Origin of the sequence: Pseudokineococcus sp. 1T1Z-3 (assembly GCF_037482365.1) — a bacterium.
In the GTDB taxonomy this organism is placed as follows: Bacteria; Actinomycetota; Actinomycetes; order Actinomycetales; family Quadrisphaeraceae; genus Pseudokineococcus.
Window position 1 is genome coordinate 26,991 of the sequence record NZ_JBBHZF010000016.1, and the last position, 19,071, is coordinate 46,061.

Here is a 19,071-nt window from a genome sequence, read left to right on the forward strand (position 1 = left end):
CGCAGCCCGCGGCGGGCCCCCACCGGCGCACCCGCCGACCGGGCCCGGAGGCACGCACCGGCCGAGGAGGATCGAGCATGAGCGCCGCGGACGCACGCGCCGAGCGTCCGGCCGACCCCGCGCGGACCCCGGCCATGACCTTCTGCGTGACGGTCGAGGACCACGTGATGGTCGCTCACTCGCTGCCCCACCCCGCCTTCGGGCCGGCCCAGCGCACGCACGGTGCGACCTTCGACGTCGCCGCCACCTTCTGGCGCGAGGGCCTCGACGAGACGGGCGTCGTCCTCGACATCGGCGCCGCCTCCGCCGCCCTGCGCGCCGTGCTGGCCGACCTGGACTACCGCGACCTCGACGAGCACCCGGCCTTCGAGGGCCTGCTGTCGACGACGGAGGTCGTCGCCCGCCACGTCGCCGAGCAGCTGCTCGCGGCCCCGGCCCTCGCCGAGCACCTCGCCGCCCTGGCCCGGCTCGACGTCGTGCTGCGCGAGAACCCCCGTGCCAGTGCAGGCGTCAGCGTCGACCTGGGCGCCCGGGCGGAGGGCCGCGCATGACGCCGACCCCGCGCCTGCTCCGGCTGGTCGTCCCCGGGGAGTCGGGCGCGCCGACGGGCGGCACGCTGTACGACCGGCGGCTCGCGGCGGCGCTGGAGGCCCTCGGCGTCGACGTGCGGGTCGTGCCGGTCGACGGCGACTGGCCCGAGGGGACGCCGGAGGACCGGCGGCGCCTCGCGGAGGTGCTCGCCGAGGGCGCCGAGCCCGTGCTGGTCGACGGGCTCGTCGGCGCGGGCGCCCCCGACGCCGTCGAGGCGGCCGTGGCCGCAGGCGCCGTCGTCCACCTGCTGCAGCACCTGCCCCTGCACCTGGAGACCGGCCTCGCGCCCGAGCGCGCGGCGCACCTCGCGGCGCTGGAGGCGCGGACGCTGGCCGCCGTGGCCGGCGTCGTCGTCACGAGCCGGTGGGCGGCCGAGCAGCTCCAGGGGGTGGGTACGCCCGTCGTCGCCGAGCCCGGCACCGACCCGGCGGCGCCGGCCCACGGGTCCAGCCCGCCCTTCCTGCTGCACCTGGCGTCGGTGACGCCGCGCAAGGCCCAGGACGTCGTCGTCGCCGCGCTCGCCCAGGTCGCCGACCTGCCGTGGACCGCCGGGCTCGTCGGCGACGACCAGCGCGACCCCGCCTACGCCGCGACCGTGCGCGCAGCCGTCACGGCGGCCGGCCTGGAGGACCGCGTCGCAGTCACCGGGCCGCTGGCCGGGGCGGCGCTCGACGCCGTCCGCGACGCCGCCGACCTCGCCCTGCTGCCCAGCCACGTCGAGCCGTGGGGCATGGCCGCCGCCGAGAGCCTCGCCCGCGGGGTCCCCGCGGTCGTCGGGGCGGGGACGGGGGCGGTAGAGGTGCTCGGGGACGGTCCCGGGCAGCGGCCTGGCGCCGTCGTCACCCCCGGGGACGCCGGCTCGCTGGCCGCGGCCCTGCGGACGCTGCTGACCGACGCCGGGGAGGACGGCAGCGCGCTGCACGAGGCGCGGGCCGCCGCGCGACGTCGTGCGGTCGAGCTGCCCGGGTGGGATCACGCGGCCCGACGGGTCGCCGAGGCCCTCGGGGTGAGCGTGTGAGCGGCGCGCGGCCGAGCGTGACCCCGCTGGAGCGCCCGGTCGACGGCGACTGGCTCGCGCTGCGCGAGCCCGCCGACGCGCGGGCCCGGGACGCCGTCGCCGACGAGCTGCTGCCCGCTCTGCGCGCGCACCTCTCGCGACGCGGCGGGGAGCTGCACGTCGTCGACGTCGGCGCGGGCACCGGTGCCGGAGCCCGATGGCTCGCCGGGCAGCTGCCGGCGGCCCGGTGGACCCTCCTCGACCACGACGCCGATCTGCTCGCCCGCGCCGCCGCCGGGCTCGGGCCCACCGGGCGGGAGGCGCAGCAGCGCCTCGGAGACCTCGACGACGCCGCGGCGCTCGTCCGCGGCGGCGGCGTCGACGTCCTGACGGCGACGGCTCTGCTCGACCTGCTGCGCCCGGCCGAGACCGACGTCCTCGTCGGTGCCGCGCTGTCGGCCGCTGTGCCGCTGCTGCTCTCGCTCACCGTGACCGGTGAGGTGACCCTCGACCCGCCGCACCCGGCCGACGCCGATCTGGCGGCGGCCTTCGACGCCCACCAGCGCCGCGGCGGCCGGCTGGGGCCGGACGCCGCCGCGCCCGTCGTCGAGCGCCTGCGCGGAGCCGGGTGGCGGGTGCTGACGGCGGCCTCGCCGTGGCGGCTCGGGGCGGCCGGGGCGGGGGAGGACGACGGGCCGATGCTGCGGGCGTGGCTCGACGGCCGCGCCGAGGCGGCGGTCGAGCAGGAGCCGGCCCTCGCCGGACGTGCGGCGTCGTGGCTCTCGGGGCGTCGGCGGCAGGTGGACGAGAAGCGCCTGGGCGTGCTCGTGGGCCACGTCGAGGTGCTCGCCCTGCCCGGCCAGGAGCGCGATGGTTGAGCGGGCGGCCCCACCGGAGGCGAGCCCGGAGGAGGGCGAGCCGGCGCGGGTCTCGACCCGCCGCCGCTGGCTCGTGGCTCTCGGGCGCAGCGCGCTGGCCGCGGCGCTGCTCGCCGCGGTCGCACTCGTCGTGGGCGGCGAGCCGTTCCGCGAGGGCGCGCGGGTGCTGCGGCCGTGGCCCGTCGCCGCCGCCCTTGTCCTGGGCACCGCCGCCACCGCGGCGCAGTCGATGCGCTGGCGCGCGGTGCTGCGGGGCTACCCCGGCGCGGCGCCGATGAGCCGCACGCGTGCCTTCGCCGAGTACCTGCGCGCCCAGGCCCTCGACGTCCTGCTGCCCAGCGGCGTCGCCGGCAGCGTCACCCGGGCCGTGCGGGGGCGCGGGGACGCCGAGGGCGGCCTGCGCTCCAGCGCCGCCGCCGTCGTCGGGGAGCGCGCCACCGGCTTCGCGCTCATCCTCGGCTGCGGCGCCGCCGCGGTGCTGCCCGTCAACGGCACCGTGGGGCTGCTCCTGGCGGGCGCGGCGGTCGTCTCGGCCGGGGTGGCGGTGCCGTCGCTGCGGCGCCTGGACGTCCGCACCGCGCTGGCGGTCGTCGGGTGGTCGGTGGTGACCGTCGTGCTCCTCCTGGTGCTCTTCGCCGTCGCCGCGACGCAGGTGCGCGACGGGCTCGACGTCGACCAGGTCGTCACCCTCGCCGTCGCGGCGCTCGCCGGGATGGCGGTGCCCGTGAGCGTCGGCGGCTTCGGGCCGCGCGAGGCCGTCACCGGCGCCGCAGCTGCCGGCACGGGGCTGGCGGCCTCCGCAGGGGTCGCAGCCGCCGTCGCGTACGGGTTGCTGGTGGCGGTGTCCGTGCTGCCCGGCGTGGCGCTGCTGCTGCGCGACGTCGTCGTGGGCGGGCGCTCGCGCCGCTCAGGCCCGCAGGGCTGAGAGGTCCAGCTCGACGCAGGTGTCCGGCCCGAGCGCGAAGCGGCGGGCGGGCGGGCGCAGCGCGTCGGCCAGGCGGTCGGCGCCGGGGAAGCGCAGGCCCGGGACGCCGTCGCCGACGAGCACGGGCGCCGTCGTCACGAGCAGCCGGTCCAGCGCCTGCGCGGCGAGGAAGCGCGAGACGGTGCGGCCACCGCCCTCCACGAGCACCCGCGCCAGGCCCCGCCCACGCAGCGCCGCGAGGACAGCAGCGGGGGCGAAGGCGCCCTCGGTCGTCGGGAGGGGGACGACGTCGACCCCTGGGGCGGCGACGAGACCGGCTGCCGCCGAGTCGGCGACGCACCACAGGACCGGCGGGCCGTCGCCTGCGACCAGCCGCGCCGCCGGAGGCAGCCGGGCGCGGGGGTCCAGCACGACGCGGACGGGGGAGGGGCCGTCGACGGCCCGGACCGTGAGGCGGCAGTCGTCGGTCGCCACGGTGGAGACGCCGACCACCACGGCGTCCACCAGCGCGCGCAGCCGGTGCAGGTGGCGGCGGTCCTCCGTGCCGGTGACGAAGACCGCGTCCCCGGTACGGGCGGCGACGAAGCCGTCAAGGCTCTGCCCCAGCTGGGCGAGGACCAGCGGGCTGCCCGCGGCGACGAGCGGCCCGTAGCGCTCGAGCAGGTCGGCGGCCGAGGACCCGGGCTCGACGTCGTCGGCGCCCGGGACGTCACCGGCCAGCAGACGGCGCCAGACGTCGTCGTCGGCGAGAGGCGGCACCGGGAGAACCTACGTCGACGGCGTCTCTGCGGCCCGGGCGGTGTCGTGGCGCCTCGTCGTCGACGCGCCGCCCCGCGCTGCCGCCCTCGCCCTCACCCCGGCACTTCGACGTCGAAGTGCCGGGCTGGGGCGCTTCACCCGGCACTTCGACGTCGAGGTGCCGGGTATGGGCGTCCACGAGAGTGGGAGGGGGGCGCGGTGAGGTGTCCGGGCGGCGGGTCGTGGCCCGCCTACCCTGGGCGGGTGCTGCTGGCCGTCGACACCTCCGCTGTCGCGTCGGCCGCCGTGCTGGACGGCGAGCGGGTGCTGGCGTCGGCGACGTCGGGCGACCCGCGCCGCCACGCCGAGGTCCTGCAGCCGCTCGTCGAGCAGGTGCTCGCCGAGGCGGGGGTCGAGCGGCGAGGGCTGAGCGGCGTCGTCACCGGTGTCGGGCCCGGGCCGTACACGGGGCTGCGGGTCGGGATGGCGGCCGCGCTGGTCACCGGGCTGGCGCTGGACCTGCCCGTGCACGGCGTCTGCAGCCTCGACGGGCTGGCGCTCGCCGCCTGGCGTGGCGGCGTCGTGCCCGGCACGGGCGAGCGGCTGGGGGTCGCGACCGACGCGCGACGGCGCGAGGTCTACTGGGCGAGCTACGCCGGCGCCGACGGCGGCCCGCGGCGCGTCGCCGGGCCAGGCGTCGGTGCGGCCGCCGACATCGCCGATGAGGCCGCGGCCTGGGTCGGCCCCGGCGTCGACCTCTACGCCGACCACCTCCCCGCCGCCCCCCAACCGGCACATCGACGTCGACGTGCCGCTGACGCCCCCTCCACCTCGGCACGACGTCGTCGAAGTGCCGGAGACGGGGGGTCTGGGGCGGCGGACAGTCGTCGAAGTGCCGGGTCCGGGGCGTTGGCGGCGTGGGTCGGGCTCGTGGCGGCGGAGGCGCTCGCGGGGCGCGGGGCCCTGCCGCTCGTGCCGGTCGAGCCGCTGTACCTGCGGCGTCCGGACGCCGTCGCGCTCGCCGACCGCACGCCACCACCCCTGCCGACCGCCGCGGTGCCCTCGTGAACGTCGGCCGCCAGCCGGACGACGCCAGCCGCGCGACGCCGGACGTCCTGCAGCCGATGCGCTGGTGGGACGTCGCGGACGTCGCCGCGCTGGAGGCGCGGGTCTTCGGGGCGACGGCGTGGAGCGCCGAGACCTTCTGGTCTGAGCTCGCCGCGCCCGGCCGGGCCTACTGGGTGGTCCGCGAGGCACCGGCGACCCAGGAGGAGGACGGGCGCCTGCTCGGCTACGCGGGCGCGGCGGCCGCCGGGCCGGACGCGGACGTCCAGACCGTCGCCGTCGACCCCTGCGCCCGCGGCCGGGGACTCGGTGACGCCCTGCTGAGCGCCTGCGAGGTCCACGCCGCCCACGCCGGCTCCACGGCGCTGCTGCTGGAGGTCGAGGCGGGCAACGAGCCCGCGCAGCGCCTCTACCGCCGGCACGGCTTCGAGACGCTCGCCCGGCGCCGCGACTACTACGGCCAGGGCGTCGACGCCCTCGTCCTGCGACGTCGGCTCGGTGGCGCGGCCCCTCACCGCCCCGAGGAGACGTCGTGAGCACCGGCCCCGCACCGCGCGCCCGCCTGCTGCAGCCGGGTCGACCACCGGCCGACGGCGTCGAGCCGCTCGTCCTGGGCATCGAGACCTCCTGCGACGAGACCGGTGTCGGCCTCGTCCGCGGGACGACGCTGCTCGCCGACGCCGTCGCCAGCAGCGTCGAGGAGCACGCCCGCTTCGGCGGCGTCGTCCCCGAGGTGGCCAGCCGGGCGCACCTGCAGGCGCTCGTGCCGACCGTGCGCCGGGCGTGCGCCGACGCGGGGGTCGAGCTCGCCGACGTCGACGCGGTCGCCGTCACCGCCGGCCCGGGTCTCGCGGGGGCCCTGCTCGTGGGCATCGGTGCGGCCAAGTCGCTCGCGTGGGCGCTCGACGTGCCGCTGTACGGCGTCAACCACCTCGACGCGCACGTCGCCGTCTGCGCGCTGGACGGCGGACCGCTGCCGACGCCGTGCGCGGCGCTGCTCGTCTCCGGCGGTCACACCTCGCTGCTGCACGTCGTCGACATCGCCTCCGACGTCCGGCTCCTCGGCGAGACCGTCGACGACGCCGCGGGGGAGGCCTTCGACAAGACCGCGCGCCTGCTCGGGCTGCCCTACCCCGGCGGCCCCGCCATCAGCGCCGCCGCCGAGCGCGGGGACCCCCGCGCCATCGCCTTCCCCCGCGGGCTGACGTCGGCGCGCGACCTGGAGCGGCACCGCTTCGACTTCTCCTTCTCCGGCCTCAAGACCGCCGTCGCCCGCTGGGTGCGCGCGTGCGAGGCGTCGGGCCGGCAGGTGCCCGTGGACGACGTCGCGGCGTCCTTCCAGGAGGCCGTCGTCGACGTCCTCTCCCGCAAGGCCGTCGACGCCTGCCGCACCCACGGCCTCGGCTCCCTGCTGCTCGGCGGCGGGGTCTCGGCCAACCCGCGCCTGCGGGCGCTGCTCGCCGAGCGGTGCGCGGACGCTGGTGTGGCGCTGCGGGTCCCGCGCCTGCGGCTGTGCACCGACAACGGCGCGATGGTCGCCGCGCTCGGCGCCGCCGTGCTCGCCCGCGGCCTGCCGCCGTCCTCGCCCGACCTCGGCGGCGACTCCTCGTTGCCGGTGGGCACCGTCCTCGTCGGCTGAGACCTGACCCATCGCGCGGACCTCGTCGCCGGTCTCCGCCGAGGGAGGGCCGTGAGGCGGACTTCGTAGCCTTTCTCCGCCGGGGGAGGGCCGTGAGGCGGACTTCGTCGCCGTCCTCCGCCAGGACGGGGCGTCAGAGGGCGCGGCAGACCAGCGCGCTCTGCCGTCCGGCCACGCGCGTCAGCACGAGCACGGCCTCCTCGGGCCCCTCCAGGCGCAGACGGCGGCGCAGCTCGTCGGGCTCGACGGCGGTGCCGCGCTTCTTGATCGTCAGGCGCCCCACGCCGCGCTCGCGCAGCCGCGCCCGCAGCGGCTTGAGGCCGAAGGGCAGGACCTCCTCGACGGCGTAGGCGCTCGCCCACGGCAGCTCGACGTGACGGTCGGCGGTGACGTAGGCGATCGAGGGGTCCACCAGCCGCCCGTCGAGCGCCGCGACGACGGCGCCCACGAGCCCCGCGCGGACGACGGCGCCGTCCGGCTCGTAGAGGTAGGCACCCACCTCGCCGACGGGCGGGCGCTCGCCGCCGCCCGGGCCGCCGAAGGGGTCGGCCGCGTCGTCGACCACCGCGGCCGCCTCGCCCCGGAGCACGACGGCGCTGCGCCGCACGCCGTCTCGGGCCAGCGCCCCGCTCCACAGCGCCGCCTCGACGACGTCGCCGTCGACCGACGTCCACTGGCACTCCCACGGGCCGCCCGGCGCGCCGGACCCCGGCACGAGGTCGTGGTCGACGCCCGGGGCCGTCTTGACCCCGACGGGCCGCTCACGGGCGAGCTCGAGGGCGAAGGACAGCGGCGGGCTCGCCCGGCGCGGGTCCAGCACCCTGCGCCCGCGCTCGTCGCGGCGCGCCGGGTCCAGCCACACCGCGCCGACGCCGGCGAGCTCGGTGGCCGTGACGTCCTCGCACCGCACGTCGACGCCGGGGAAGCGCCGCAGGTTCACCGACGCCACGGCGGCGGTGGCCTCGTCGCGGTCCACCGCCAGCACGCCCAGCCCGAGGCCGGCCACCGCCAGGGCGTCCCCGCCGATGCCGCAGCCCAGGTCCGCGACCCGCCCCACGTCGGCGCCGGCGAACCGGCGGGCGTGCCGCGCCGCGACGGGCAGTCGCGTCGCCTGCTCCAGGCCGGCTGCGGTGAAGACCATGTCGGCGGCGAAGGGCCCGAACTTGGTCTGCGCCCGCGCACGGAGCCGGCTCTGCGTCAGCGCCGCGGCCACCAGCGCCGGCTCGTGGCCCTGCGCGCGCAGCCGCTCCCCGAGCGCCATGACGGCCGCCTCCTCGTAGGGCGGCAGCGTGTCCAGGAGGGCGAGCCCCGCCGGCGTCAGCAGGGCCGCCAGGCCGGCCGTCTCGGGGTCCGCCACGGCCGTGATGCTTGCACGGGGGCGGGCCTCCGACCGGCAGACGGGGAGGACGACGACGGCGCGTACGAGCGTCGTCCCAGGTCACAGCCCTGAGGTCGGCAGGCGCCGTGCGTTGTTCCTCCCGGTGTGCGGGGCTCTGGTCGTCGCTGCCCCGGGGCCCGCCGCTCGTCGTCGCCCGAGCCGGCGGGCCGGCATCCAGCGGGCCCGCACGGCGCTGGCACTCGGATTGACCGAGTGCTAAGCCCGTCCTAGAGTTCCGGAGGCGCAACGGCAGGGCCGGCCGACCCCCGCGACGGCGGACGGACCCACCCGCGCCTGCCCACGTCATCGGTTCCCGCGCAGGGAGCCCCACGAAGGAGAGGTCCGCACAGTGTCGGTCTCCATCAAGCCGCTCGAGGACCGCATCGTCGTCAAGGCCGTCGAGGCCGAGCAGACGACCGCGTCGGGTCTGGTCATCCCGGACACCGCGAAGGAGAAGCCCCAGGAGGGCGAGGTCCTCGCGGTGGGCCCGGGCCGCGTCGACGACAACGGCCAGCGTGTGCCGGTCGACGTCGAGGTCGGCCAGAAGGTCATCTACAGCAAGTACGGCGGCACCGAGGTCAAGTACGGCGGCGAGGACCTGCTGATCCTCTCGGCCCGCGACGTGCTGGCCGTCGTCAGCTGACGACCCGCACCCCCGTGGCGCAGCCCGGGCCGCGCACGGCGCCCCGCGCCCCCGTCGCCCGCTGACGCCCGACGACCGCCCCGGCGGACCGCACCGCCGGTCCCCGGGGCGGTCGTGCGTGCAGCCCGCGAGCGCCGCACCGCCGCGCCGCGCAGCACCCACCCGCAGCACGACCCGCGAAGCACCACCCAGGACGGAGCAGCATGGCCAAGACCCTGCAGTTCGACGACGAGGCCCGACGCGCGCTCGAGCGCGGCGTCGACGCCCTCGCCGACGCGGTCAAGGTGACGCTCGGCCCCCGCGGCCGCAACGTCGTCATCGACAAGCAGTGGGGCGCACCCACGATCACCAACGACGGCGTGACGATCGCCCGCGAGATCGAGCTCGAGGACCCCTACGAGGACCTCGGCGCCCAGCTCGCGAAGGAGGTCGCCACCAAGACCAACGACGTCGCCGGCGACGGCACGACGACGGCGACCGTCCTCGCCCAGGCGCTCGTCCACGAGGGCCTCCGCAACGTCGCCGCCGGCGCATCCCCCAGCGGCCTCAAGCGCGGCATGGACGCGGCCGTCGAGGCGCTCGGCGAGGCCCTGCGCAGCGCGGCCCGCGACGTCGACGGCAAGGAGGAGATCGCCCACGTCGCGGCGATCTCCAGCCAGGACCGCGTCATCGGCGACCTCATCGCCGAGGCCTTCGACAAGGTCGGCAAGGACGGGGTCATCACGGTCGAGGAGGCCTCGACGGCGACCATGGACCTCGAGTTCACCGAGGGCATGCAGCTCGACAAGGGCTACCTCTCGCCGCACTTCGTCACCGACAACGAGCGCATGGAGGCCGTCCTCGAGGACGCCCACGTCCTCATCAGCCCGAGCAAGATCAGCTCGGTGCAGGACCTTCTCCCCCTGCTGGAGAAGGTGCTGCAGACGTCCAAGCCGCTCTTCGTCGTCGCCGAGGACGTCGACGGCGAGGCCCTCTCGACCCTCGTCGTCAACAAGATCCGCGGCACCTTCACCGCGACGGCGATCAAGGCGCCGGGCTTCGGCGACCGCCGCAAGGCGATGCTGGAGGACCTCGCCGTCCTCACCGGCGCTCAGGTCGTCAGCCCCGAGGTCGGGCTCAAGCTCGACCAGGTCGGCCTGGAGGTGCTCGGCAGCGCCCGTCGCGTCGTCGTCACCAAGGACGACACCACCATCGTCGACGGCGGCGGCTCGGCCGAGGACATCAGCGCCCGCGCCGACCAGATCCGCGCCGAGATCGAGCGCACCGACTCCGACTGGGACCGCGAGAAGCTGCAGGAGCGGCTCGCCAAGCTCGGCGGCGGCGTCTGCGTCATCCAGGTCGGCGCGGCCACCGAGGTCGAGCTCAAGGAGAAGAAGCACCGCATCGAGGACGCCGTCTCGGCGACCCGCGCGGCCATCGAGGAGGGCATCGTCGCCGGCGGCGGCTCGGCCCTCGTCCAGGCGTCCGCGGTGCTCGACGGCGACCTCGGGCGCGAGGGCGACGAGGCCGTCGGCGTCGGCATCGTCCGACGCTCGGTGGTCCAGCCGCTGCGCTGGATCGCCGAGAACGCCGGCCTCAACGGCTACGTCGTGGTCGACCGCGTCCGCGGCCTGGGCGCCGGGCACGGCCTGAACGCCGCGACGGGGGAGTACGAGGAGCTGGTGGGCGCCGGCGTCATCGACCCGGTCAAGGTCACCCGCTCGGCCCTGGTCAACGCCGTCTCGATCGCCTCGATGGTGCTCACCACCGAGACGCTCGTCGTGGAGAAGAAGGAGCCGCAGCCCGAGCCGGCCGCGGCCGGCGGCCACCACGGCCACCACCACTGACCGGCGCGCCGCCCTGACCGCAGGTGGGTCAGGGCGGCGCGAGCCCCGGCGGCGCATGCCCCGGCGTCCAGACGCCAGGGCACGAGAGGCCAGGGCGGCAGAACGCACGAGAGCCCCGCACCGGGTCGGTGCGGGGCTCTCGTGCGTCGTGACGGTGGTCGGCAGCGCCGCCGCCTCCGGCTTCGGCCGGCCAGCAGGTCCGGCCCGGGGGGACGAGCTGCCGGGGCGTCAGCTGGCGAGCGGCAGCGTGCGGACGCCGCTGCGGCGGCGCGCGTACTCGGCCTCGCGCTCGTCCTCGGTCATGCCGCCCCAGACGCCGTAGGGCTCGCGGACCGCCAGGGCGTGCTCCTTGCAGGACTGGACCACCGGGCAGGAGGCGCAGATGGCCTTCGCGGCGTTGTCGCGGTTGCGACGGCTCGGGCCGCGCTCGCCCTCCGGGTGGAAGAACAGGGTGTCGTCCGCATCGCGGCAGGCGCCCTGCATCTGCCACTCCCAGATGTCGGCGACGGGTCCGGGGAGGCGCGAGATCTCAGCCATGGGGTGCTCCTGCTGGTGGTGGCCCCCGGGTGAGGGGCGGTGGTCCGCCCGAGCCGTCTGCCGGCCCGACGCGGTGTCGATGGCGAGGACGCTACAAGCGATCCAGAAGTTGTTCAAGGGCCCTCGGCAGGTCATCTGAAGTTGTTCAGCCACCTGTCAGGTCTGCGTCGACGGCGGGTCGTGACCTGCTCGCCGCGAGGCGCTCTGGACAGGGCGTGACCCAGGGCCTGCCCACCGGGCTGGGTGGCACGCCGAGCCGCCAGCCGCCAACCTGCTGTCGTGCTCCCCGCCACGACAGACGCCGCGCGTCGGTCGAGGGACCTGGGGGTCGGCCACCGCGACCGCGAGCGGCCGCGACGGTCGCAGGAGGAGGTGCTGGTCGTGCCCTCGCAGGAGGACGACGCCGACACGGCTGACCTCGGGGCTGACCGCGGGGCTGACCTCGGGACTGGGAGCAGCGCCCGCGCCGGGGCCCCGACGCTGAAGGTGGCGGCGGTCGCCCGCCGTCTGGGCGTCGCGCCCGCGACGTTGCGCACCTGGGCCCGCCGCTACGGCCTCGGGCCCTCGGCGCACACCGCGGGTGCCCACCGCCAGTACTCCCTCGGTGACCTCGACCGGCTCATGGTCATGCGCCGGATGACCCTCGAGGGCTACTCGCCCGCCGAGGCCGCCCGTGTCGCCCTGCAGACGCCGTCGCCGCCGCCCGCACCGACCGGCGCCCCCCGGCCGGCCGTCCCGCAGGGGGATCGCCACGGGGTCGAGGGGCCGACATCCGCGCCCCCCAGCTCCTCCCCGGTCCGGAGCTCCCCGGTCCAGAGCCCCGCTCCGGTCGGGGACGCCCAGCCAGCGCTGGGCTCGGCGACGCCGTCCGTCCGCTCCCTCGCCCGCGCGGCGATGGCGCTGCAGGCGGGGGAGTGCGCCCGCCAGCTGGAGGCCTACGCCGCCGTCGACGGCGTCGTCCGCACCTGGACTGCTCTCGTGCGCCCTGTGCTGCAGGTCCTCTCGGACCGGGTCGGGGCGGTCTCGCCGGGACGGGCGCCGGGGGCTCTGCTGGAGGCCGCGCTGCTGCAGGCGCTGCGCAGCATCGCCGAGGGCTCGCCGGCTGGAGGCGCCGGCGCCCTGGTCGTCCGGCCGTGCACGGCGGAGGAGGACGCCGACGCCCGCGCCGCCGCCCACCGCGGGGCGCCGGCCGGCGTGACGGGCGACCTCCTCGGCCACGTCCTCGCCGCCGCGCTCGGAGAAGCAGGGGTGCGGGCCTCGGTGCTCCCTGGGGCGCACCCCGCCGAGCGTGCGGCGGCCGTCGCCGAGCAGGTCGACGCCGCGGTGGTGCTCGTCGTGGCCGACGCGGACGTCCCGCGGGGGGCGCGGGAGGAGACGGCACGGCTGGTCGACCCCCTCGGTGCCCGCGTCCTCCTCGTCGGGCGCGGCTGGGCGGGCGAGGCACCCGACGGCGCCCGCGTCGTCGCGGACCTCGGCGACGCCGTGGACGCCGTCACCGGCTGAGTCCTCGGCGGCCGCCCTCCCGGACGGCGGGCAAGAGCGCCCCATCCACCCGATCGGGTGCCCCGAACCTCGGGCATGACCTCCGGGACATCTCTTCCTGAGCGTGCTGCGAGCCCCGTCGCGGCGGTGCCGCCGCCCCGGCCGCCGACGCCGCGCGGGGCTCCTGCGCGACCGGCGGTCCAGGTCCTGCTCAGGTCCGGTCGCGCCCTTGCCGATCACCAGGGCAGGAAGGCCGCGACCGCGGCCGACAACCCGGAGGTTCCCGTGTCCACCGTGCTCGTCTGCGACGACGTCCTCCCCGTGCGTGAGTCGATGCGACGCCAGGTCGCCTCGGTGCCCGGCGTCACCCGGACGGTGGCCGCCGGTGCCGGCGGCGCGACGGCCCGCACGGCGCCCGGGGGCCCGCCGGACGTCGTCGTCATGTCGTGCACCGACCCCCGCTCGGCCGAGCAGGTCCGCTCGTGGATGGCCGCGCGCCCGCAGACGGCCGTCATCGCCGTCGTCGCCCCGGGTGACGGCGACACCGGTGGCGCCGCCATGGCCGCCGGCGCCTGCGCGCTGCTGGTCCGCGAGCCCAGCACCCCCGAGCTCACCGCCGTCCTGCACCACGCCCTCGCCGTCAGCGAGGCCCGCCGGGTCGCCAGCGCGGCCGGCGCCGGCGAGGAGGTGCCCGTCCTCACCGAGCGCGAGCACCAGGTCCTCGCCGGCATGAGCCGCGGGCGCAGCAACGGGGAGATCGGCAAGGAGCTGTTCCTGTCCGAGGACACGGTGAAGACCCACGCGCGCAGGCTGTTCCGCAAGCTGGGGGCAGCCGACCGCGCCCACGCCGTGGCGATCGGCTTCCGCGCCGGCCTCGTGCGCTGACGCCGGGTCCGCGCCCCTGCCCGGCACCCCGGCGGCGGACGGGCGTCGGCAGGTCCGGGGAGGTCGCCGGGGGTCCTACCATCGGAGGCAGCGCAGCGCCGCGCGTGCAGCCGACCCTCGCTTCCAGGGAGCCTCCCCGTGCCGGACACGCCCGCCGACCCCTTCGCCCGGGTGGGCCTCACCTACGACGACGTCCTGCTGCTGCCCGGCGAGAGCGACGTCATCCCCAGCGAGGCGGACACCAGCACCCGGCTGAGCCGGCGCGTCGAGGTCCGGGTGCCGCTGCTGTCCTCGGCGATGGACACCGTCACCGAGTCGCGGATGGCCATCGCCATGGCACGCCAGGGCGGGCTCGGCGTCCTGCACCGCAACCTCTCGATCGAGGACCAGGCCGACCAGGTCGACCTCGTCAAGCGTTCCGAGGCGGGCATGATCACCGCCCCGGTGACGACGACGCCCGAGACGACGCTCGCCGACGTCGACGCCGCGTGCGCGCGCTACCGGGTCTCCGGGCTGCCGGTCGTCGACGCCCGCGGCGTGCTGGTCGGCATCGTCACCAACCGCGACCTGCGGTGGGAGGCCGACCACACCCGGCTCGTGCGTGACGTCATGACGCCGATGCCGCTCGTCACCGCCCCCGTGGGCGCGAGCCGTGACCTGGCGATGTCGCTGCTGCGCGAGCACAAGGTCGAGAAGCTGCCCATCGTCGACGCCGACGGCCGGCTGCGCGGGCTCATCACCGTCAAGGACTTCACCAAGAGCGAGCAGTACCCCCTCGCGACCAAGGACGACGCCGGGCGCCTGCGCGTCGGGGCGGCCGTCGGCTTCTTCGACGACGCGTGGAAGCGGGCGATGGCGCTCGTGGACGCCGGCGTGGACGTCGTCGTCGTGGACACCGCCCACGGGCACACCCGCGGCGTCGCGGACATGGTGGCCCGGCTGAAGGGCGACCCCGCCGCGGCGCACGTCGACGTCGTCGGCGGCAACGTGGCCACCCGGGCGGGCGCCCAGGCGCTCGTGGACGCCGGCGCCGACGGCGTCAAGGTCGGCGTCGGGCCCGGGTCGATCTGCACCACCCGCGTGGTCGCGGGCGTCGGCGTGCCGCAGGTCAGCGCGATCTGGGAGGCCGCGCAGGCCTGCCGCCCGGCCGGCGTCCCGGTCATCGGCGACGGCGGCCTGCAGCACTCCGGCGACATCGCCAAGGCGCTCGTGGCCGGCGCCGACGCCGTCATGCTCGGCTCGCTGCTGGCCGGCTGCGACGAGAGCCCCGGCGACCTCGTCTTCGTCGGCGGCAAGCAGTACAAGGGCTACCGCGGCATGGGCTCCCTCGGTGCGGCGCAGACCCGTGGGCGGGTGCGCTCCTACTCCAAGGACCGCTACTTCCAGGGCGACGTCGACGACGACGCCTTCGTGCCCGAGGGCATCGAGGGCCAGGTGCCCTACCGCGGCCCGCTGTCCGCGGTCGCCCACCAGCTCGTCGGGGGCCTGCGGCAGTCGATGTTCTACACCGGTGCCCGCACGGTCCCCGAGCTGCAGGCGAAGGGCCGCTTCACCCGCATCACGAGCGCCGGGCTGAAGGAGAGCCACCCCCACGACGTGCAGATGACGGTCGAGGCGCCCAACTACGGGCGCCGCTGACGCCTCGGCGCCGGACGGTTCGGTCACCGTCGGCGCGGGCCACTAGCCTCCGCGCGTGGCGGAGATCGAGATCGGCAGCGGCAAGCGCGGGCGGCGCACCTACTCCTTCGACGACGTCGCGGTGGTGCCGAGCCGGCGCACCCGCGACACCCAGGACGTCTCGACCTCGTGGCAGATCGACGCCTACCAGTTCGAGCTGCCGGTGCTCTCGGCGCCGATGGACTCGGCGACCTCGCCCGAGACGGCGATCACGGTGGGGCGTCTGGGCGGCCTGGGGGTGCTCGACCTCGAGGGGCTCTGGACCCGGTACGAGGACCCCGAGCCGCTGCTGGCGGAGATCGCCGAGCTGCCGGCGGGTGGCGCCACCCGGCGCATGCAGGAGATCTACGCGCGCGACATCGACCCCGACCTCGTGACGCAGCGGCTGCGGACCATCCGCGAGGCGGGCGTCACCGTCGCCGGCGCGCTGAGCCCGCAGCGCACGCAGCAGCTCTGGAAGACCGTGGTGGACGCCGGCGTCGACCTGTTCGTCATCCGCGGCACCACCGTCTCGGCCGAGCACGTCTCGTCCCGGAGCGAGCCGCTGAACCTCAAGCGCTTCATCTACGAGCTCGACGTGCCGGTCGTCGTCGGCGGTGCGGCCTCCCACACCGCGGCGCTGCACCTCATGCGCACGGGGGCCGCCGGCGTCCTCGTCGGCTTCGGCGGCGGCGCCGCCAGCTCGACCCGCACGATGCTGGGTATCCACCCGCCCATGGCCAGCGCCGTCGCCGACGTCGCCGGGGCACGGCGTGACTACCTCGACGAGTCCGGCGGTCGCTACGTGCACGTCATCGCCGACGGCGGCGTCAGCCGCTCAGGGGACCTCGTGAAGGCCGTCGCCTGCGGCGCCGACGCCGTCATGCTCGGCACGGCGCTCGCGCGGGCGCAGGAGGCCCCCGGTCGGGGCTGGCACTGGGGCCCCGAGGCGCACCACCCGGTGCTGCCGCGGGGGGAGCGCGTGCAGGTCGGCACGGTGGCGACGCTGGAGGAGGTCCTCGTCGGCCCCGGGCGGACGGCGGACGGCACCACCAACCTGCTCGGCGCGCTGCGTCGGGCGATGGCGACGACGGGCTACTCCGACCTCAAGGAGATGCAGCGCTGCGAGGTCGTCGTCAGCCCGTACCAGCCCACGGGGCACCCGGCGCTGCACGCCGAGGCCTGACCCGCGGCGGCGTCCTCCCGGGCGCAGGGCACGGGCCCGCCGGGCGGCGTCCCGCCGGACGGGAGACAGTGACCGCCATGACGAACGACGCCGACGCCCCCACCTCGACTCCCGGCCCGCCCCCGGGCTCCCGCGGCGGCTGGTCGCCCGAGCAGGTCGGCGACCAGTCCGGGCGGGTCGTGCTCGTGACGGGAGCCAACTCGGGCCTGGGCCTGGAGACCTCGGCCGTGCTGGCCGCCGCCGGCGCGCGCGTGATCATGACGGCGCGCTCGCGGGAGAAGGGCCAGGCCGCCCTCGCCGACGTCCAGGGCCGTGCGCCGGGCGCGCAGGTCGAGCTGCAGATGCTCGACCTCGCCTCGCTCGCGAGCGTCACCGACCTCGCCACCCGCCTGACGGCGACCCTCGGCAGCCACGGCCTCGACCTGCTCGTCAACAACGCCGGCGTCATGGCCGTGCCGAAGGGCCGCACGCAGGACGGCTTCGAGATGCAGCTGGGCACCAACTTCCTCGGCCACTTCGCGCTCACGGGGCGCCTGCTGGGCCCGCTGCTGCAGAGCGAGTCCGCCGGGCGCCGTCCGCGCGTGGTCAGCCTGTCGAGCATGGCCCACCGCTTCGGGCGGATCACCCCGCAGGACCTCATGCGCGAGAAGCGGTACGAGGCGTGGAGCGCGTACGGCCAGTCCAAGCTGGCCGACCTCATGTTCGCGCTCGAGCTGGACCGTCGTACCGAACGCGCCGGGCGTGAGCTCGTCAGCGTCGCCGCCCACCCGGGCATCTCGGCGACCAACCTCTTCACCGGCGGACCCTTCGGGCGGATGCCCGACGTCGTCCGCCGCGCCGCCGGCAAGGTCGGCGAGCTCGTCATGCAGAGCCCGGAGCAGGGCGCCTGGTCGGTGCTGCGCGCGGCGACGGCCCCCGACGTCGTGGGCGGGGAGTACTACGGGCCGGCCGGTGCCGGCGAGCGCAGCGGCCCGCCCGTGCGGGTCGGGACGTCGGCGCGCGCCCAGGACGTCGACATGGCCCGCTGGCTGTGGGAGGAGGCCGTGCGGCTCACCGGCGTCGGCTTCCACGAGCTCGACCCGCCGGCCGGGGCCGCCTGAGCCCTCGGCCTTCGCCCAGGCGGTGTCCGTACCCTGGGGCGGTGCCCAGCCGACCGTCGTCGAGCGCTCCCCAGAGCCTCGTGCGCACCGCGCTGCGCCCTCGGATGCTCGCGCTGCTGGCGCTGGCCCTCGGCCTCGCCGTGGTGTTCGCCGAGCTGGGGGCCTGGCAGCTGGGCCGGGCGCGGACCAGCGAGCAGCCGCCCGCCGAGCGTGGCGCCGTCCCGATCGGTGACGTCCTCGCGCCGCAGGAGCAGCTGACCGCCGAGGCGGTCGCCGGGCCGGTCAGCGTCGACGGCACGTGGGCCGACGTCCCGCTGCAGCGCGTGGTCGACCGAGGCGCCGACGGCGAGCCGGGGGAGGGCTCCTGGGTGCTCGGGGCGCTGCAGGTGGACGGCGCCGCCCTCGACGGCGGGGCCGGCTCCTCGGGTGGTGCTGGCTCCGGGGGTGGCGCCGGGGCGCTGCTGCCGGTGGCCCTCGGCTACCTGCCCGAGGGGCAGGCCCCGCCGGCCGCCCCGACCGGCGGGGACTCGCTGGTCGGCGAGCTCGTGCTCTCGGAGGACCCGCGCGGGACGACCGCGCTGCCGGCGGGAGAGCTGGCGACGGCGAGCTCGGCGGACCTGCTCAACGTCTGGGGCGGCCCCATCTACGCGGCCTACCTCGTGCCCGAGGCGGCGGTGGCCGGGCTCGCGCCGCTGCCGCCGCCGGAGCGGGAGGCCGAGACCAACCTGCAGAACGTCTCCTACGCCTTCCAGTGGTGGGTCTTCGCCGGCTTCGCCGTGCTCATGTGGCTGCGCATCGTGCGGGACGTGCGCCTGCGCGACGTCGAACGGGCCGAGGACGAGGCGCAGGAGCGCCGGCTCGCCGCCGGGCAGCACGGCGAGGGCGACGACGCCTCGGCCGGCCCCGGCTCCACGACTCGTCCCTCGACCGGCCCCGACCCCTCGACCACGCGCCGTCCCCAGGAGGCCTCCCGGTGAGCACCCCGTCCGAGCCCGCGACCGCTGGCACCCCGTCAGGCGGCACCCCGGGCGGTGGTCGCACCCGCGCCCAGACCCGGCGCCTGCAGCAGGCCAGCCTCGGCCCGGCGCTCACGCGCTACCGCGTGATGGCGATCATCACCGGCGTCCTGCTCGTGCTCGTCTTCACCAACCTCGGAGTGCGTGGACTCACCAAGGTGCTGGGCGACGAGGTGCACCTCGCGGGCAGCTGGCTCGCCGTCACCCACGGGTGGGTGTACATCGTCTACCTGGTCACGGTCGTGGACATGTGGTCGCGGCTGCGGTGGCGCGCGGGCCGCCTCGTCGGGCTGGTGCTCGCCGGGGTGCTGCCCGGCGTGTCCTTCGTGGTGGAGCGCCGGGTCACGCGAGAGGTCCACGCGCTGCTCGCCGAGCTCGGGCAGACCTCCGGCAGCGGGACGCCCGCCGACGCCTCCGGCGGCCGCGCCGACGCCTGACCCGCCGCGAGGGCGCCGACGGCGACCGTCCGGAGCCGTCGGGCGCGGCCACTAGCTGTACTGACCACGGAGGTTGGGTACGCGGTCGGCGG

Annotated in this window: 19 protein-coding genes; 16 read left to right on the forward strand and 3 right to left on the reverse strand. The window is 77.0% G+C overall.

Going from position 1 to position 19,071, the window contains the following annotated elements:
• Positions 1–77: 77 nt before the first annotated feature.
• From WDV86_RS04830 to WDV86_RS04845, 4 genes are read left to right on the forward strand one after another with little or no spacing between them, the layout of a single operon-like run.
• Positions 78–551: a 6-pyruvoyl trahydropterin synthase family protein gene (locus tag WDV86_RS04830; protein ID WP_339566473.1), complete on the forward strand. Its 474-nt coding sequence runs from the start codon at positions 78–80 to the stop codon at positions 549–551.
• Positions 548–1,609: a glycosyltransferase family 4 protein gene (locus WDV86_RS04835; RefSeq protein WP_339566474.1), complete on the forward strand. Its 1,062-nt coding sequence runs from the start codon at positions 548–550 to the stop codon at positions 1,607–1,609. Before WDV86_RS04830 ends, WDV86_RS04835 begins: the two co-directional genes overlap by 4 nt.
• Positions 1,606–2,466, forward strand: a complete 861-nt coding sequence (locus WDV86_RS04840; protein ID WP_339566475.1) for a class I SAM-dependent methyltransferase — start codon at positions 1,606–1,608, stop codon at positions 2,464–2,466. Before WDV86_RS04835 ends, WDV86_RS04840 begins: the two co-directional genes overlap by 4 nt.
• Positions 2,459–3,391: a lysylphosphatidylglycerol synthase domain-containing protein gene (locus WDV86_RS04845; RefSeq protein ID WP_339566476.1), complete on the forward strand. Its 933-nt coding sequence runs from the start codon at positions 2,459–2,461 to the stop codon at positions 3,389–3,391. The genes WDV86_RS04840 and WDV86_RS04845 overlap by 8 nt, the downstream gene beginning before the upstream one ends.
• Here WDV86_RS04845 and WDV86_RS04850 read toward each other — a convergent pair.
• A complete protein-coding gene (locus WDV86_RS04850; protein ID WP_339566477.1) occupies positions 3,374–4,150 on the reverse strand; it encodes a RibD family protein in 777 nt (258 codons plus the stop codon). The two genes, WDV86_RS04845 and WDV86_RS04850, sit on opposite strands and share 18 nt — an antisense overlap.
• Before the next feature lie 243 nt (positions 4,151–4,393).
• Between WDV86_RS04850 and tsaB the strand changes: the two genes are divergently transcribed.
• The 3 genes from tsaB to tsaD are packed head-to-tail and all read left to right on the forward strand — an operon-like array spanning position 4,394 to position 6,833.
• Positions 4,394–5,197, forward strand: a complete 804-nt coding sequence (gene tsaB / locus WDV86_RS04855) for a tRNA (adenosine(37)-N6)-threonylcarbamoyltransferase complex dimerization subunit type 1 TsaB (protein ID WP_339566478.1) — start codon at positions 4,394–4,396, stop codon at positions 5,195–5,197.
• Complete coding sequence (locus tag WDV86_RS04860; RefSeq protein ID WP_339566479.1) at positions 5,194–5,730, forward strand: N-acetyltransferase; 537 nt, start codon at positions 5,194–5,196, stop codon at positions 5,728–5,730. The genes tsaB and WDV86_RS04860 overlap by 4 nt, the downstream gene beginning before the upstream one ends.
• A gap of 29 nt (positions 5,731–5,759) precedes the next feature.
• Positions 5,760–6,833: a tRNA (adenosine(37)-N6)-threonylcarbamoyltransferase complex transferase subunit TsaD gene (tsaD, locus tag WDV86_RS04865; RefSeq protein ID WP_445262943.1), complete on the forward strand. Its 1,074-nt coding sequence runs from the start codon at positions 5,760–5,762 to the stop codon at positions 6,831–6,833.
• Between the two features lie 133 nt (positions 6,834–6,966).
• Here tsaD and WDV86_RS04870 read toward each other — a convergent pair whose 3' ends face one another.
• Entirely contained in the window at positions 6,967–8,190 is a 1,224-nt protein-coding gene (locus tag WDV86_RS04870) for a THUMP-like domain-containing protein (RefSeq protein ID WP_339566481.1), read from the reverse strand.
• A gap of 370 nt (positions 8,191–8,560) precedes the next feature.
• Here WDV86_RS04870 and groES point away from each other — a divergent pair, with 370 nt between their 5' ends.
• Both groES and groL read left to right on the forward strand, forming a co-directional pair.
• Complete coding sequence (gene groES, locus WDV86_RS04875) at positions 8,561–8,854, forward strand: co-chaperone GroES (RefSeq protein WP_339566482.1); 294 nt, start codon at positions 8,561–8,563, stop codon at positions 8,852–8,854.
• A gap of 203 nt (positions 8,855–9,057) precedes the next feature.
• Positions 9,058–10,680 (forward strand): chaperonin GroEL, encoded by a 1,623-nt coding sequence (gene groL, locus WDV86_RS04880; RefSeq protein ID WP_339566483.1) that lies wholly within the window; start codon positions 9,058–9,060, stop codon positions 10,678–10,680.
• Between the two features lie 228 nt (positions 10,681–10,908).
• On the opposite strand, the gene WDV86_RS04885 is transcribed toward groL, so the two are convergent.
• Complete coding sequence (locus WDV86_RS04885) at positions 10,909–11,217, reverse strand: WhiB family transcriptional regulator (RefSeq protein ID WP_339566484.1); 309 nt, start codon at positions 11,215–11,217, stop codon at positions 10,909–10,911.
• Positions 11,218–11,598: 381 nt separating this feature from the next.
• Between WDV86_RS04885 and WDV86_RS04890 the strand changes: the two genes are divergently transcribed.
• The 7 genes from WDV86_RS04890 to WDV86_RS04920 all read left to right on the forward strand — a co-directional run bounded on the left by WDV86_RS04890 (position 11,599) and on the right by WDV86_RS04920 (position 18,979).
• Positions 11,599–12,720, forward strand: a complete 1,122-nt coding sequence (locus WDV86_RS04890; RefSeq protein ID WP_339566485.1) for a MerR family transcriptional regulator — start codon at positions 11,599–11,601, stop codon at positions 12,718–12,720.
• 264 nt (positions 12,721–12,984) lie between these two features.
• Positions 12,985–13,584, forward strand: a complete 600-nt coding sequence (locus WDV86_RS04895; RefSeq protein ID WP_339566486.1) for a helix-turn-helix transcriptional regulator — start codon at positions 12,985–12,987, stop codon at positions 13,582–13,584.
• Positions 13,585–13,722: 138 nt separating this feature from the next.
• Positions 13,723–15,222 carry an IMP dehydrogenase gene (gene guaB / locus WDV86_RS04900; protein WP_339566487.1) on the forward strand — a complete coding sequence of 500 codons (1,500 nt, stop codon included), beginning with the start codon at positions 13,723–13,725 and terminating at the stop codon, positions 15,220–15,222.
• Positions 15,223–15,277: 55 nt separating this feature from the next.
• Entirely contained in the window at positions 15,278–16,426 is a 1,149-nt protein-coding gene (locus WDV86_RS04905; RefSeq protein WP_339566488.1) for a GuaB3 family IMP dehydrogenase-related protein, read from the forward strand.
• Positions 16,427–16,503: 77 nt separating this feature from the next.
• Complete coding sequence (locus WDV86_RS04910) at positions 16,504–17,526, forward strand: oxidoreductase (protein WP_339566489.1); 1,023 nt, start codon at positions 16,504–16,506, stop codon at positions 17,524–17,526.
• 41 nt (positions 17,527–17,567) lie between these two features.
• A complete protein-coding gene (locus tag WDV86_RS04915; RefSeq protein ID WP_339566490.1) occupies positions 17,568–18,503 on the forward strand; it encodes an SURF1 family protein in 936 nt (311 codons plus the stop codon).
• Positions 18,500–18,979 (forward strand): DUF3817 domain-containing protein, encoded by a 480-nt coding sequence (locus WDV86_RS04920; RefSeq protein ID WP_339566491.1) that lies wholly within the window; start codon positions 18,500–18,502, stop codon positions 18,977–18,979. The genes WDV86_RS04915 and WDV86_RS04920 overlap by 4 nt, the downstream gene beginning before the upstream one ends.
• Positions 18,980–19,071 lie beyond the last annotated feature (92 nt).